Genomic DNA, 14,724 nt, shown 5'->3' with positions numbered 1-14,724 from the left:
TTTTCGTAACCCTACTTTGCCCAATGGCGCGCATTACGGAATAAACGTAACCACGGGCTTGCACCATCTGAAGTATCCAACCATTCAGGCGGGCACCAACTCATCTGCACAGCACGAAATACACGCTCGGGGTGAGGCATCATTACTGTGAAACGACCATCTGGCGTTGTTACACCAGTGAGACCACCAGGTGAACCATTTGGGTTCAGAGGATAAGTTTCCGTTGGATTGCCCTGGTGATCAACAAAACGTAAGGCTGCTAAACCTTGCTGATGTAGTAGATTCAAATTGCCCTGTTGGTTAAAATTCGCAAAACCTTCACCATGCGCTATAGCAATGGGTAATTGACTACCTTCCATGCCTTGAGTGAAGATTGAAGGGGAAGCAAGAATTTCCGCCATGACTAAACGCGCTTCATATTGCTCTGATTGATTGCGGGTAAATTTAGGCCAAGCCTGTGCGCCAGGAATAATCCCAGAAAGATTACTCATCATCTGACAACCATTGCAAACACCTAAGGCGAAACTATCCTGACGATTGAAGAATGTGGAAAATTGATCTCGAAGTTGCGGGTTGAATAAAATTGTTTTGGCCCACCCTTCACCAGCACCAAGCACATCACCATAACTAAAGCCGCCGCAAGCAATTAATCCACGGAAGTCATCGAGCTTTGCTTTGCCACTCAATAAATCAGACATATGGACGTCAAAACTGTCAAATCCGGCCCAGTTAACGGCATAGGCCATTTCAACATGGGAGTTAACGCCCTGCTCACGCAAAATCGCCACTTTGGGGCGTGCATTCTTCTGAATGAATGGCGCAGCAATATCATCGCTCGAATCAAAAGTAAGCCTTGGGGACATTCCAGTATCAGACAAATTATCCAAGAGCGCAAATTCGCTATCAGCACAGACAGGGTTGTCGCGCAAACGAGCAATTTGATAACTGGTATTAGCCCACATCTTTTGCAAAACCTCGCGTGGCTCTGCGAAGACATTCTTAGCATCCCGCCAGACTTCAATTCGGCCATTAGTATTTGGCTTGCCAATGACATGACTAAACGCGCTTAAGCCTAGCTTACGTAGGATTGCAAAAACTGCATCACGCTCTTCTCTGCAAACTTGAATCACTGCACCAAGCTCTTCATTAAATAAAGCACGCATGGTTTGCTCATGCCGACGGCCAGAAACTTGTTGCGCCCAGTTCTTGGCATCGCCGTAATCTGGCTCTTGTCCAGCATCCACCGCAATCATGTCAACATTGATGGAGACTCCGCAATGAGATGCAAACGCCATCTCAGCAATACAAGCCAATAATCCGCCATCAGAGCGATCGTGATACGCCAGTAACTTGTTCTCTTTGCGAAGCTCAATGATGGCAGCTGCTAAGTTCTTGAGATCTTCCGGGTGATCTAGATTAGGCGCCTCTTTACCTGACTGATTCAATACTTGAGCAAGAATACTCCCAGCCATGCGGTTCTTACCACGCCCCAGATCAATCAGGATTAATTCAGTATCAAGGGAGGCGCCATTTTTCTCTTTGAGTTTTAATTGAGGGGTCAGTGTTTTACGTACATCCTGGACTGAAGCAAACGCAGAAATGATTAAAGAAACGGGGGAAACAACCTTCTTTGACTCTGCTCCATCTTGCCAAGCAGTTGCCATCGATAAAGAATCTTTTCCGACTGGGATTGAAATGCCTAGGGCAGGACAGAGATCCATACCAACAGCTTTGACCGAGTCATATAGTTTTGCATCCTCTCCCGGAGAGCCACAAGCCGCCATCCAATTGGCTGATAACTTCACATCCCCTAAAGAATGAATATCGGCAGCCAATAAATTTGTAATGGCCTCACCTACGGCCATACGGGCAGCGGCAGAAGCATCGATTACGGCAACAGGGGTTCTTTCACCCATACTCATTACTTCGCCCCGATAGCCTTTGTAGTCCATTAAGGTAACCGCACAGTCAGCTACAGGTACTTGCCATGGGCCAACAAATTGATCGCGGGCATTGAGGCCACCAACAGATCTATCGCCAATCGTAATTAAGAAGGATTTGCTTGCCACTGTAGGTTGTTGCAGGACCCAGGCAACTGATTGAGCAAGGTCAGTATCAGTGACATCAAGCTCGCTGAACTCTTGAGTAATTCGTTGCACATCACGATGCATGCGTGGTGGCTTGCCAAGCAGTACTTCCATTGGCATATCAATTGGCATTGCAGCATCAGTGCTTGCGTCTTGCTTAGAGTCACTGAGTTGCAGTTGACGCTCTGCGGTCGCTTCACCTACTACAGCAAATGGACAGCGTTCGCGTTCGCAGAAGGATTTAAAGAGGTCTAAATCTTTTGCTTCAATCGCCAATACATAGCGCTCTTGAGATTCGTTACACCAGATTTCTGCTGGGCTCATGCCACTCTCTTCAAGCGGCACACTGCGTAATTTAAATTTAGCGCCTAATCCTGCGCCATCCGCTAACTCAGGGAACGCATTAGAAAGGCCACCGGCACCTACATCATGTATGGAAACAATTGGATTGTTTTCGCCCATTGCGCGACAAGCATTAATAACCTCTTGGGCGCGACGCTCCATCTCAGGGTTTCCGCGTTGAACAGAATCAAAATCTAAATCTGCAGTGTTGGTGCCAGTGGCAACGGAACTACCTGTTGCGCCACCCATACCAATACGCATACCTGGACCACCCAATTGAATCAATAAATGCCCTGCTTCAATTGCTTTCTTCGTTGTATGAATTGCATCAATGCTGCCAATACCACCAGCAATCATGATTGGCTTGTGATAACCGCGACGTGTGTCATCTAAGGTTTGCTCAAAGACACGGAAATAACCGCCTAAGATGGGGCGGCCAAACTCATTATTAAATGCGGCTCCCCCTAAGGGGCCATCAATCATGATTTGCAAAGGTGTGGCAATCCGCTCCGGCTTGCCATATTTTTCACTTTCCCAAGGAAGCTCGGTGCCTGGGATATTCAGATTGGAAACTGAAAAGCCGGTTAAGCCTGCTTTAGGGCGTCCACCTATACCAGTAGCTCCTTCATCACGAATCTCACCGCCAGCGCCTGTAGAAGCTCCCGGAAATGGTGCAATGGCAGTTGGATGGTTATGCGTCTCTACCTTCATCAAGGTATGGACTAAACGCGTATCTTTCTCATAGCGATGATCACCGCCCTGGGGAACCCAAGTCTCTGATTCACAGCCAACCATCACGGCAGAGTTGTCAGAATACGCAACAATTGTTCCCTCTGGATGCAATTGATGCGTATTGCGAATCATTGCAAACAGTGAACGCTCTTGGTCGTCACCGTCAATAGTCCAGCTTGAATTAAAAATCTTATGCCGGCAATGCTCACTATTTGCTTGCGCGAACATGATGAGCTCTACATCACTTGGATTGCGCTTTAGGCGTATAAAATTTTCCGTTAAATAATCCACCTCATCATCAGATAAGGCTAGACCAAGCTCTTGATTGGCTTTATCTAAAGCTGCCCTACCTTGTTCTAATAGCAAGATACGGCTTAATGGACGATCTTCGAGGGTTTGATAAAGTGCATTCGCTTCTTCTACAGAATGAATAACCGCTTCAGTCATCCGATCATGAATTGCTGCCAACACTAATTGTTCTTGTGCCGGGCTTAATGTGTTTTTAGCATTCCATGAGTACTGTATGCCACGTTCAATGCGCAATACTGTTAGTCCGCATTGCCGTGCAATATCAGTTGCTTTACTGGACCATGGGGATACTGTTCCCAAGCGCGGAATGACGACAGCACCTTGGCCTGAGCCTGAATTTTTAGAAAACCAGGATTTACCTGGATTCATTTTGGAACTAAACGGTTGCCCGTAAGTCAGAAGACTAGCAAGAAGCTCCTGATCTGCAGTGCTTAGAGCTTCTTCAGACCAAATGAAATGAATGTATTGCGCCTCAATGGAATCAAGCTCAATGCCTTGAGAAGCTAATGAGGCTAAAAGACGCTGTTGGCGGAAGGAGGAAAGCGCATCAGCGCCGGGCAAAAAGTGGAAAAAAGACATCCCTAGATTATAAGGTTTTGCCTACAACAAGCGCCCGCCCTGAAGGTGTAATTGGCGCTGGCACCTACTAGCCAAGGCTGGATCATGGGTAACCAGAACAAGGGTAGATTGATTGGCTTGATTGAGATCAAAAAGGAGCTCAATGACCCGATTTCCGCTAGCTTCATCTAAGCTTCCGGTAGGTTCATCAGCAAACAGAATGGCAGGCTTAGTAATGAAGGCTCTTGCCAAGGCCACCCGTTGTTGCTCCCCTCCAGAAAGGGTTTTGGGGAAATGGTCAAATCGCTCACCTAAATCCACGCGCTCGAGCCATGTTTTAGCATTTGCCTTGGGGTTTTCCATTCTCGACAGCTCTGCCGGGAGCATCACATTTTCAAGCGCCGTTAGGTGCGGTAACAGTTGAAATGACTGAAAAACAAAGCCAACCTGCAAACCCCTCAGTTTGGCACGGCCGTCTTCATCGAGTGTATTGAGATTCTGCCCCATCAAGGTGACATTACCCTCACTCGGAAGATCTAAGCCGGCCAAAAGGCCGAGTAAAGTACTTTTACCGGAACCAGAGCTGCCAGTGATAGCTACACTTTCACCTTGACTGAGCTCAAAGCAAATGTCGTGCAAAATGCTAAGGATGCCATCGCTGGAGCGAACGGACTTACCCAAGTGAACAGCGCTAAGAACTTTTTCGAAGGCGCTCATAAATATGAAATCTGAAATAAAGGCTTGCTAGCCCCGAAGTCAATAAATAGATGAATCAAAATATTCCGTCGACTTTCATATCAAAAAAAGCTATTGCAATAGGCTTATTTTGCCTGTTAATTTCCTTTGTCACATCTGCGAGCCCTAATCCTGTCATTTTGCTAATGGGCGATAGTCTTTCAGCTGAATATGGCCTCGTCAGGGGTTCGGGTTGGGTAAAACTTCTTGAGGGTCAACTTCAAAAACAAGGAAGTCAGTGGACTGTATTTAATGCCAGCATCAGCGGAGAAACGACTTCTGGTGGTCTTGCCCGCCTACCCAAGCTACTAGAGCAGAAAAAGCCTGCCATTGTATTTCTTGAGCTCGGTGCGAATGATGCTTTGCGAGGCCTATCTATTACTGAGACCGAAAAGAACTTACGCAGGATGATCGTGCTGAGCAAAAAAACCGGTGCTAAGGTTTTGTTACTTGGTATGCAAATTCCGCCAAATTATGGCCATGCCTATACAAAGAAATTTAAAGAGCTCTATCCAAAACTCGCCGCCCAAGAGAGCGTCGAACTACTACCGTTTTTCTTAGAAGGTGTTGCGAGTAACGCTGCACTATTTCAGCAGGACAACATTCATCCCAATGAAAAAGCACAGATGATTTTGTATAAAAACGTATGGGGCGCTATGGCCCCATATCAATCACTTCTCAGCAAGTAGAAATAGTTCAAGCAGCAGATTAACTGCCTGCACCTGTAGATGGGGGCTTCAATGGATTGATAGTTTTCACCTTTGCAGTGTCGCGCCAATAAGCCATAAAACCCGCAAACTCAGATTGTGCAGCCAGCGCTTGAATTTGCTGTGACTGTGCTTTATGAACTTTTGCATCCACACCAGTTGGCTGGCGAATTTGATCTACTCGATACAAAGTAGCGCCAACCCCAGGATTGCTCACCGAAATATAAGCGGGTAATTTATCTGGATTGGTGGACATTACATCATCTAAAGCGCTGCCAACAAGGTTTGCCGGCTTATTACGAGATACCCATACAGCACTGCCAAATCCAGTAGCATTCTTTGGATCCTTTTGAAGTTCTGCATAACGCTCAGAAGCAGCAGCAACAGCCAATTTCTCTGCAGCCCTTTGGCTAACTTGCCGCTTTACTTCTCCAGCAACGTCTTTAAATGGCAAAGTCTGAGCGGGATGGAAAATCACTACCCTCGCAGATACAAAAACACCAGGTGCAGTTTGAACTGCCTCAATATTGCGCTTATTCTTTAGGGCCTCGTCGCCAAAAAGTGATTGGATGACTTTAGGGTTAGCTAATGGATGATCCCTGGATACACCGCCCAGGCCAGAGCGAGTAACGCCCTTTTGACTCTGAATATTCAACTTTAATTTTTCAGCCACAGGCTTCAAACTATCGGACTGGTCATAAGTCATATTAGCGAATTGGTCAGCCTTTTCACTAAAGACCTTAGCATCTTCCTTAGGGTCAGCCTTGAGAACAATATACTCAACATCAATAAACTCAGGACTCTCAAATAAACTAGCGTTGGCGTTGTAAAAATTCTGCAGCTCTTCTTGACTTGGATTTACCTTGGCTAAAAAGCTTTTAGCTTCGAACGGCAAAGCCTGAACTTGGCGCTCTGTTTCATATAGAGTGGAAATGATCTCAGAAAGCTTCGGGCTTCCAATTTCAGTACGAGCAACCGAATTAACCAACTGACTTATTTTGAGATCAAATGCCTGGCCGGCATAAAACTGCTCTTCATTCAGGCCATTGTTTGCTAAGAGTTGCTTGAAACGAACGTCGTCAAAAGTGCCATCTGGTTTGTAAAGGGCTCGAATTTGCGGAATATTTTGCAAACTCTTTACTAAAGCATCTTTGCCAACCTGAAGACGCAAATCATTTACTGCAAAGCCGAGAATGCGCTGTTGCAGTAACTCATTTAGGATCGCCTGTCTAAATTGCAGGCTTTGTGCAATCTGTAGATTGCCACCAACTCGCTCTGCTTGACGCTTAGCTGCATTGTCGACCTCTTGGGCGGTAATGGGTTTGCCATTGATCTTCACAAGGTCTGTTTCCTTATCCATGAAGCTGGAATAACTAGAAATTCCGAACATAGCAAATGATGGAACGATGAATAGCATCAACACGAGCTGGAGAAGCTTTTGGTGTTTACGGACAGTATCAAACATGAGTAAGTTCGCTAGTAATAAATATCAACTATGTGAGTGTACTAGGCGACAGGATCTGGAGCATGGACGCCTTGAAACAGGCAAGAAGAAGTAAACATTTGGTGGGCGCTGAGAGGCTCGAACTCCCGACATTCTGCGTGTAAGGCAGACGCTCTACCAACTGAGCTAAGCGCCCCAAAATATTACAGGTGGAATTGTAACCTAAGTACCAAAGATAAGCGTGTTTTCCGTCAAATCAACCACTAGCAACAGGGCAGATAAGACGGAAAACCCATCTACATTCAGTGCTTGAGAACTTCTCCTGAGGATATCTTCTCGCTCACTTTACTGACTTCAGATGCCTTTTTAGCAAGCTCTTCGGGTGTTGGCTCTGGCAATGCTTCTGGCATACGTTCCAACGCAAGCTCTAGAACCTTATCAATCCAGCGCACAGGAATAATTTCAATTGCGTTCTTGACGTTATCCGGAATATCAATCAAATCCTTCACATTCTCTTCTGGTATCAACGCTAATTTGATGCCGCCACGGTGCGCCGCCAAAAGCTTCTCTTTCAAGCCGCCAATCGGAAGAACCTCACCTCGCAAAGTGATCTCACCGGTCATTGCAACATCAGAGCGAATCGGAATTCCCGTGAAAACAGAAACTAAGGCGGTGGTAATCGCAATACCAGCAGAGGGACCATCTTTAGGGGTTGCGCCATCTGGGAAGTGAATGTGAATATCTTTCTTCTCAAATGCCTCATCCGTAATGCCAAGCCGTTTTGATCTAGAGCGAACAACAGTACGTGCAGCCTCGACAGACTCTTTCATGACATCACCGATGGAGCCTGTACGTGTAATGACACCTTTACCTGGCATTACTGCAGCCTCAATGGTTAATAGATCTCCACCCACCTCAGTCCAGGCTAAGCCCGTTACTTGGCCTACTTGGTTTTCTTTACCTGCCAAACCAAAGTCATACATACGAACGGATAAGAATTTCTCAAGGTTATCAGCGTTCACTACAACTGGGGCGGCCTCTTTTTTCAGGAGTAAAAGCTTGACAACCTTACGGCAGATCTTGCTGATTTCTCTTTCTAGAGAGCGCACACCTGCTTCGCGGGTGTAGTAACGAATGATGTTGCGTACTGCACTCTCTTCAATCTTTAACTCATCCTTTTTCAAGCCATTATTTTTAATTTGCTTGGGAATGAGGTAATTGATAGCAATGCTAGTTTTTTCGTCTTCCGTGTAACCAGCCAAACGGATAATTTCCAAGCGATCCAATAAAGGGCCTGGAATATTAAGCGAGTTAGAGGTTGCAACGAACATCACATCCGATAGATCAAAGTCAACTTCAACATAGTGATCTTGGAAGGTGTGATTTTGCTCAGGGTCTAAAACTTCCAACAAGGCGCTCGCAGGATCACCACGGAAATCCATGCCCATCTTATCCACTTCATCCAAAAGGAATAATGGATTGCGGACACCCACTTTGGTAAGACTTGTCAAAATCTTACCTGGCATCGAACCGATATAAGTACGACGATGTCCACGAATCTCGGACTCATCACGTACACCACCCAATGCCATACGCACAAACTTACGATTGGTCGCACGGGCAATTGACTGGCCCAAGGAAGTCTTACCGACGCCAGGAGGCCCTACCAAGCAAAGAATCGGCGCCTTCACACGATCAACACGTTGTTGAACTGCGAGGTACTCCAAAATACGTTCTTTAACCTTATCTAAGCCATAGTGATCTTCATCCAATACTTTTTCCGCATTGGTGAGGTCATTATTAATCTTGGTTTTTTTCTTCCATGGAAGATTCACCAAAGTATCGATAAAGTTTCGAATCACTGTAGCCTCAGCAGACATCGGTGACATCAACTTTAATTTCTTCAGCTCAGATTCAGCTTTTTTCAAAGCCTCTTTTGGCATCCGAGCAGCTTTAATACGTTTCTCAAGTTCCTCGAGATCGGCGCCCTCTTCACCCTCGCCTAATTCTTTTTGAATTGCTTTCACTTGCTCGTTAAGGTAGTACTCGCGCTGACTCTTTTCCATTTGACGTTTAACACGTCCACGAATGCGCTTCTCCACTTGCAAGATATCAATCTCGCTTTCAAGATCGGCTAAAAGACTTTCTAAACGCTGCACTACATCAGTCATTTCTAACAAACGTTGCTTCTGTTCTAGTTTGACTGGCAAATGCGCACAAATGGTATCGGCTAAGCGGCTTGGGTCATCAATGCCGCCAAGCGAAGACAATATTTCTTGTGGAACTTTTTTATTAAGTTTTACGTACTGATCAAACTGAGCCATGATGGCACGGCGCAAAGCTTCAGTCTCATGCGCATCAATCGCGTCAATAGCAGTTGGAGTAGCTTCACAATTAAAGTAACCCATGCTGTCTTCAATTTGACTCACTTCAGCACGCTGCACGCCTTCTACCAGGACCTTAACGGTACCATCTGGAAGCTTCAGCATTTGCAAGATGTTGGCAATGCAACCAACCTCATACAGATCTTCAATACCAGGTTCATCCTTGGCCGCTGTCTTTTGAGCAACCAGTAAAACATTTTTGCCAGTTTCCATGGCAGCTTCTAAAGCTTTAATCGACTTAGGGCGACCCACAAATAAAGGGATCACCATATGAGGGAAGACAACAACATCCCGCAATGGGAGCAAAGGTAGCTGAATCGGTTCAGAGGGTAGTAATAAGTGGCCAGGCATAGGGCAAATCCTCCAAAGTAGTCAATCCTCAAAAGTCTCTAAAAGTAATGCACCACTAAATAGAGACATTATTCATGAGTAGCATACTACCTATATGGGTCACTCTTTTGAAAATTCAAGGGGGAAAAGTACAAAAAACGGGCAAAAATGCCCCGAAAATAGCAAAAACCCTAAGTATTTAGGCTTTTTTGCTTAAATCCGCTTGCTCTGGATCTTGCTTGTAGACCAATAAGGGCTTTCCACCCTCTGCGATACTGCTGTCGTCTATAACTACCTTTTGGACATTCTTGAGAGATGGCAAGTCATACATGACATCCATCAAAGAGCCCTCAAGAATAGATCTGAGACCTCGTGCACCCGTTTTACGAGCAATGGCCTTCTTGGCGATAGCGGCTAAAGCGGCTTGACGCACCTCTAACTCAGCCCCTTCCATCGTGAGCAATGCCTGGTATTGCTTCACTAGGGCATTCTTAGGCTCAGTCAGAATCTGAATCAAAGCCTCTTCATCCAATTGTGCCAAAGTTGCCACCACCGGCAAACGACCAATCAACTCAGGAATCAGGCCAAACTTGATTAAATCTTCTGGCTCAACCTCAATCAATAAATCACTCACACCACGATCATCCTTGCCAGGAACTGATGCATTGAATCCAATGCCCGTCTTGGCTGTGCGTTGCTGAATCACCTTTTCAAGACCATCAAAAGCACCACCACAAATAAATAGAATATTCGTAGTATCAACTTGCAAGAAATCTTGGTTAGGGTGCTTACGCCCACCTTGAGGTGGCACAGCTGCCATGGTGCCTTCAACTAACTTCAATAAGGCCTGTTGGACACCTTCACCTGAAACATCGCGAGTAATGGAGGGATTATCTGACTTACGCGAGATCTTATCGATCTCATCAATATATACAATGCCGCGTTGCGCTTTTTCTACGTTGTAGTCGCAAGCTTGCAGTAACTTTTGAATAATATTTTCAACGTCTTCGCCAACATAACCAGCTTCAGTCAAGGTAGTTGCGTCAGCCATGACAAACGGTACATCAAGCATGCGCGCTAATGTTTGCGCCAAGAGCGTCTTACCAGAACCAGTTGGCCCGATCAGCAAAATATTACTCTTAGCCAACTCAACACCGTCAACCATTGCCTTAGCAGGTAACTTAGATTCCTTTTTATCTACCACTTCAGCTGGCTTACCGTCCTTGTCCAGCCTCTCTTTTTTAGGCTTGGGCAAATATTGCAGGCGCTTGTAATGGTTGTAGACAGCAACCGCCAAGGTCTTCTTGGCATGATCTTGACCAATCACATACTGATCGAGATTTTCCCTGATCTGGTGAGGCGTTGGTAAAGAATCATCGCCGCCCTCCTTCGGAAGTTTGGCAATTTCTTCTTGAATAATGTCCGTGCAAAGGTCAATACACTCATCGCAAATAAATACAGACGGGCCTGCAATTAACTTCTTGACCTCATGCTGACTTTTTCCACAAAAGGAGCAATACAAAACTTTATCTGATGTGCTTGGAGTGCTCGTATCGCTCAAAGTATGCTCTATATAAGTATTAAGGACGCTTCTCGATAACCTTGTCAATCAAGCCGTATTCACGGGCTTGTTCAGCAGACATAAAGTTATCACGGTCGGTGTCTTTTGCAATGGTCTCAATCGATTGGCCAGTGCGCTCAGACAAAATCTTATTCAGACGCTCACGCAAGTACAAAATTTCACGGGCTTGAATTTCAATATCAGAGGCTTGACCACGCGCTCCGCCCAATGGCTGATGGATCATCACGCGTGAATTTGGCAAGGCATATCGCTTACCTTTTTCACCAGCACACAATAAAAACGCGCCCATACTAGCGGCCATACCCATACACAAGGTGCTCACGTGTGGCTTGATGAACTGCATGGTGTCGTATATGGCAAGCCCTGCAGATACAGAACCGCCAGGTGAGTTGATATAAAGAGAAATCTCTTTATCAGGATTCTCGCTCTCAAGAAACAATAACTGCGCAATCACTAAGTTAGCAGTCTGATCATTAACCTCACCCACCAAGAAAACAACCCGCTCTCTTAATAGACGCGAATAAATGTCATAAGCGCGCTCGCCTCTGCCAGAGGTTTCAATCACCATTGGAACCAAGCCCAAACCTTTTGGCTCTATGTTTTCAGACTGAAAATGGTTCTGGCTCATTGATAAGTATCCTATTTGGGGTAGATTAATAGCTATTGAGACTTAGTTTAGCTTGCTTAGCTCTTCAAAGCTTATCGCCTTATCGCCTACTTTGGCAAGCGATGTGAAATGCTTAATCACATTATCTTCAAGAACCAGGTTTTCGATGTCTTTAAGGCGACTTGGGTTGCTATAGAACCAACGAACAACCTCTTTTGGATCTTCATAAGTAGCAGCTTGCTCATCAATTTCAGCCTTGATTTGATCTGCAGTAGCAGCCAAACTTTCTTTTTTAACCAATTCACTCAGAATCAAGCCTAGGCGTACACGCTTAAGCGCCTGCTCTGCAAATAGTTCAGTTGGAATGGGGGCATCCTTGGCATTTGGTACACCACGTTGCATTAAATCTTGACGGGCACTCTCAACCAAACGCTCTTGCTCAGAAGATACCAAAGACTTGGGAACTTCAAGCTCACACAAAGTATTGAGTTTCTCCATAACCTCATTTTTCATCAAGGAAGTGATGCGACGCTTCACTTCGCGATCTAAGTTTTCTTTCACTTCTGCGCGCATTTTTGCAACACCACCTTCTGTAACACCCATAGACAATGCAAATGCATCATCAACTACTGGCATGTGTGCCCAGTTCACGGCTTTGACAGTGATAGTGAACTCAGCCGTTTTACCAGCTACGTCTTTACCATGGTAGTCAGCCGGAAAGCTCAAGGGAAATGATTTACTCTCGCCCGGTTTGAGGCCCAGGGTTGCAGCCTCGAATTCAGGCAACATACGACCTTCACCCAAAACATATTCAAAGTTCTCAGCTTTACCGCCAGCAAATTCAACGCCATCAATCTTGCCAACAAAATCGATCACAACCTGGTCGCCATTTTGGGCTGCTGTATTAGAGCCGCCATCACCATGGGCACCTGCCTCGCCACGAGGATGGTAGTGAACCTGCTGCTTACGCAATACATCAATTGCGCGATCAATTTCAGCATCACCGATATCAGTTGTATATTTGGTCACTTCTGCTGTTGAGAAGTCGCCAATCTTTACCTCTGGGAGGACTTCAAAGAATGCATCAAAAACAATCTGGTCTGCATCTAATTCACTCTTTGGCTCGAGACGTGGTTGGCCTGCTAGTGCAATGCCTTCTTTTTTGCTTTGCTCGTAAAACAGTTCAGAAGCTTTATCAAACTGAAGTTCGAAATCAACTTGCATACCGTACTGTTTCTCAACCATGTTCTTTGGTACTTTGCCTGGGCGGAAGCCAGCCACTTTCATGGTCTTAGCAACTTGAGCCAAACGGGCGTCGCGCGCTTTTGCCAAATCGGCACGAGCGAATTCCAAAGTCATCTTGCGGTCTAACGAACCTAAATTTTCTATCTGCACAGCCATTCTCGTCTCTATATTGAAATCAGGGTATGTGAAGTCCAAGCCAAGTAGCAATCTTGTGGTGCGAGGAGGGGGACTCGAACCCCCACACCATTTCTGGCGTCAGGACCTAAACCTGGTGCGTCTACCAATTTCGCCATCCTCGCGAATATCCGCAAACACTGCCACGCTTAAACTTCACTCTAAAGACCGTAATTCTACAATGCTTGGGGTCTTCGAGGATCTTTAGGCCTTGTAGAGCAATGCAACAGCGTGCACTGCAACGCCCTCACCCCTTCCCAGGTGACCTAGAGATTCATTGGTTTTAGCCTTCAGGTTTACGTGGCTAGGGGTCACCAAGAGGTCAGCAGCGATATTTCTGACCATTTCAGGCAAATAATCAGCCAATTTTGGCTTCTGGCAAATAATGGTGGCATCGACATTCCCAACCTGAAAGCCTGCCGCCTGAACCTTTTGCAAAGCTGCGCGGAGCAAGATTCGACTATCCATGTCTTTGAATTTTGGATCAGTGTCCGGAAATAACTGCCCAATATCATTTAACCCTGCTGCACCTAACAAAGCATCAGTTAATGCGTGGAGTAAGGCGTCAGCATCAGAGTGGCCCAATAAACCTTTTTCATGCGGCACATGCACTCCGCCAAGGATGAGCTTGCGATCAGCCACCAAAGCATGGATGTCATAACCCTGACCAATACGAAACAGTGGAACGTAAGTGTTACTTGGTGTCATATGAACTCTTGATTGATTACTTGTTGTTTGATAAAAGTAGTTGCATCAACTCCCAATCAGCAGGATGGGTTACCTTAAAGTTCCGAGTTGCGCCTTCAATTAATAATGGCCTCATTCCCCCCAACTCCATAGCACTTGCTTCATCAGTGACGTCAGCCTCTAATCGAATAGCATCTTCAAGAGCAGCATGCAATTTCTTCAGGCCAAACATTTGAGGGGTTTGAGCCTGCCATAAGTGTTCGCGTGGAATGGTTTTCTCTACATGGGGCATGTTGCCCGCAATAACAGAATCCAAATCCGCTTGCTTCAAAGTATCCGCCAAAGGAACAGCCAACAAACCACCCACATCAGTGGCTAGTACCAGGTCAATCAATTTTTGAATGAGTGCAGGTGTAATACCAGGCCTAGCTGCATCGTGAACTAGGACCCAATCATCTTCTGGCATGCCGGATTTGAGTAATGCTGCAAGAGTGTTGCAAACGGTCTCTTGACGGGTAAGGCCACCAGTAGGCAAGAAATGAATTGGCTTGCTGCCTTTGGTAAGGGTTTTCAAAATGGGGTTATCAATAAAACCCGGTGCGACACCTATCCAGATGGATTCAATGAGGGGAGACTGCATAAAAGCGTCTATGGCATAAGCCAGCATAGGCCTGCCAGCTAATTGCTGGAACTGTTTAGGTAAATCACCACCTAAGCGAGATCCTGTTCCTGCAGTTGGCAGAAGCGCATGGCATTTCTTCTTGGATTGATTTCCTGAGCTCATGCCTGATTCTATAATGA

The 14,724-nt window shown here is 45.8% G+C and carries 10 protein-coding genes and 2 tRNA genes; 1 reads left to right on the top strand and 11 read right to left on the bottom strand.

Features of this window, described 5'->3' with window-relative positions; translation table 11 throughout:
* Nucleotides 1-11: 11 nt before the first annotated feature.
* Both purL and C2740_RS04375 read right to left on the bottom strand, forming a co-directional pair.
* Nucleotides 12-4,049: a phosphoribosylformylglycinamidine synthase gene (purL, locus tag C2740_RS04380; RefSeq protein ID WP_215294173.1), complete on the bottom strand. Its 4,038-nt coding sequence runs from the start codon at nucleotides 4,047-4,049 to the stop codon at nucleotides 12-14.
* A 21-nt stretch (nucleotides 4,050-4,070) separates the two neighbouring features.
* A complete protein-coding gene (locus C2740_RS04375; protein WP_215294172.1) occupies nucleotides 4,071-4,745 on the bottom strand; it encodes an ABC transporter ATP-binding protein in 675 nt (224 codons plus the stop codon).
* Between the two features lie 50 nt (nucleotides 4,746-4,795).
* On the opposite strand from C2740_RS04375, the gene C2740_RS04370 reads away from it, so the two are divergent.
* Nucleotides 4,796-5,452 carry an arylesterase gene (locus tag C2740_RS04370; RefSeq protein WP_215294171.1) on the top strand — a complete coding sequence of 219 codons (657 nt, stop codon included), beginning with the start codon at nucleotides 4,796-4,798 and terminating at the stop codon, nucleotides 5,450-5,452.
* Nucleotides 5,453-5,471: 19 nt separating this feature from the next.
* Here the strand turns inward: C2740_RS04370 and C2740_RS04365 are convergent, their stop codons facing one another.
* From C2740_RS04365 to ispD, 9 genes are all read right to left on the bottom strand, one after another.
* Entirely contained in the window at nucleotides 5,472-6,935 is a 1,464-nt protein-coding gene (locus C2740_RS04365; RefSeq protein WP_215294170.1) for a peptidylprolyl isomerase, read from the bottom strand.
* Between the two features lie 99 nt (nucleotides 6,936-7,034).
* A tRNA-Val gene (locus tag C2740_RS04360) sits at nucleotides 7,035-7,110 on the bottom strand.
* Between the two features lie 106 nt (nucleotides 7,111-7,216).
* Entirely contained in the window at nucleotides 7,217-9,649 is a 2,433-nt protein-coding gene (gene lon / locus C2740_RS04355; protein ID WP_215294169.1) for an endopeptidase La, read from the bottom strand.
* A 178-nt stretch (nucleotides 9,650-9,827) separates the two neighbouring features.
* Entirely contained in the window at nucleotides 9,828-11,189 is a 1,362-nt protein-coding gene (gene clpX, locus C2740_RS04350; RefSeq protein WP_215294168.1) for an ATP-dependent Clp protease ATP-binding subunit ClpX, read from the bottom strand.
* Nucleotides 11,190-11,208: 19 nt separating this feature from the next.
* Nucleotides 11,209-11,838, bottom strand: a complete 630-nt coding sequence (gene clpP / locus C2740_RS04345; protein ID WP_215294167.1) for an ATP-dependent Clp endopeptidase proteolytic subunit ClpP — start codon at nucleotides 11,836-11,838, stop codon at nucleotides 11,209-11,211.
* A 42-nt stretch (nucleotides 11,839-11,880) separates the two neighbouring features.
* Nucleotides 11,881-13,218 (bottom strand): trigger factor, encoded by a 1,338-nt coding sequence (gene tig, locus C2740_RS04340; RefSeq protein ID WP_215294166.1) that lies wholly within the window; start codon nucleotides 13,216-13,218, stop codon nucleotides 11,881-11,883.
* A 56-nt stretch (nucleotides 13,219-13,274) separates the two neighbouring features.
* Nucleotides 13,275-13,361 (bottom strand) — tRNA-Leu (locus C2740_RS04335).
* Nucleotides 13,362-13,440: 79 nt separating this feature from the next.
* A complete protein-coding gene (gene ispF, locus C2740_RS04330) occupies nucleotides 13,441-13,944 on the bottom strand; it encodes a 2-C-methyl-D-erythritol 2,4-cyclodiphosphate synthase (protein ID WP_305849421.1) in 504 nt (167 codons plus the stop codon).
* Between the two features lie 16 nt (nucleotides 13,945-13,960).
* Entirely contained in the window at nucleotides 13,961-14,707 is a 747-nt protein-coding gene (gene ispD / locus C2740_RS04325; RefSeq protein WP_215294165.1) for a 2-C-methyl-D-erythritol 4-phosphate cytidylyltransferase, read from the bottom strand.
* Nucleotides 14,708-14,724: the final 17 nt, after the last annotated feature.

The sequence above is a fragment of the Polynucleobacter sp. MG-5-Ahmo-C2 genome (assembly GCF_018687735.1).
In the GTDB taxonomy this organism is placed as follows: Bacteria; Pseudomonadota; Gammaproteobacteria; order Burkholderiales; family Burkholderiaceae; genus Polynucleobacter.
Note: the sequence above shows the minus strand (reverse complement) of the source record. Positions and strands in the feature narration are given on the sequence as shown.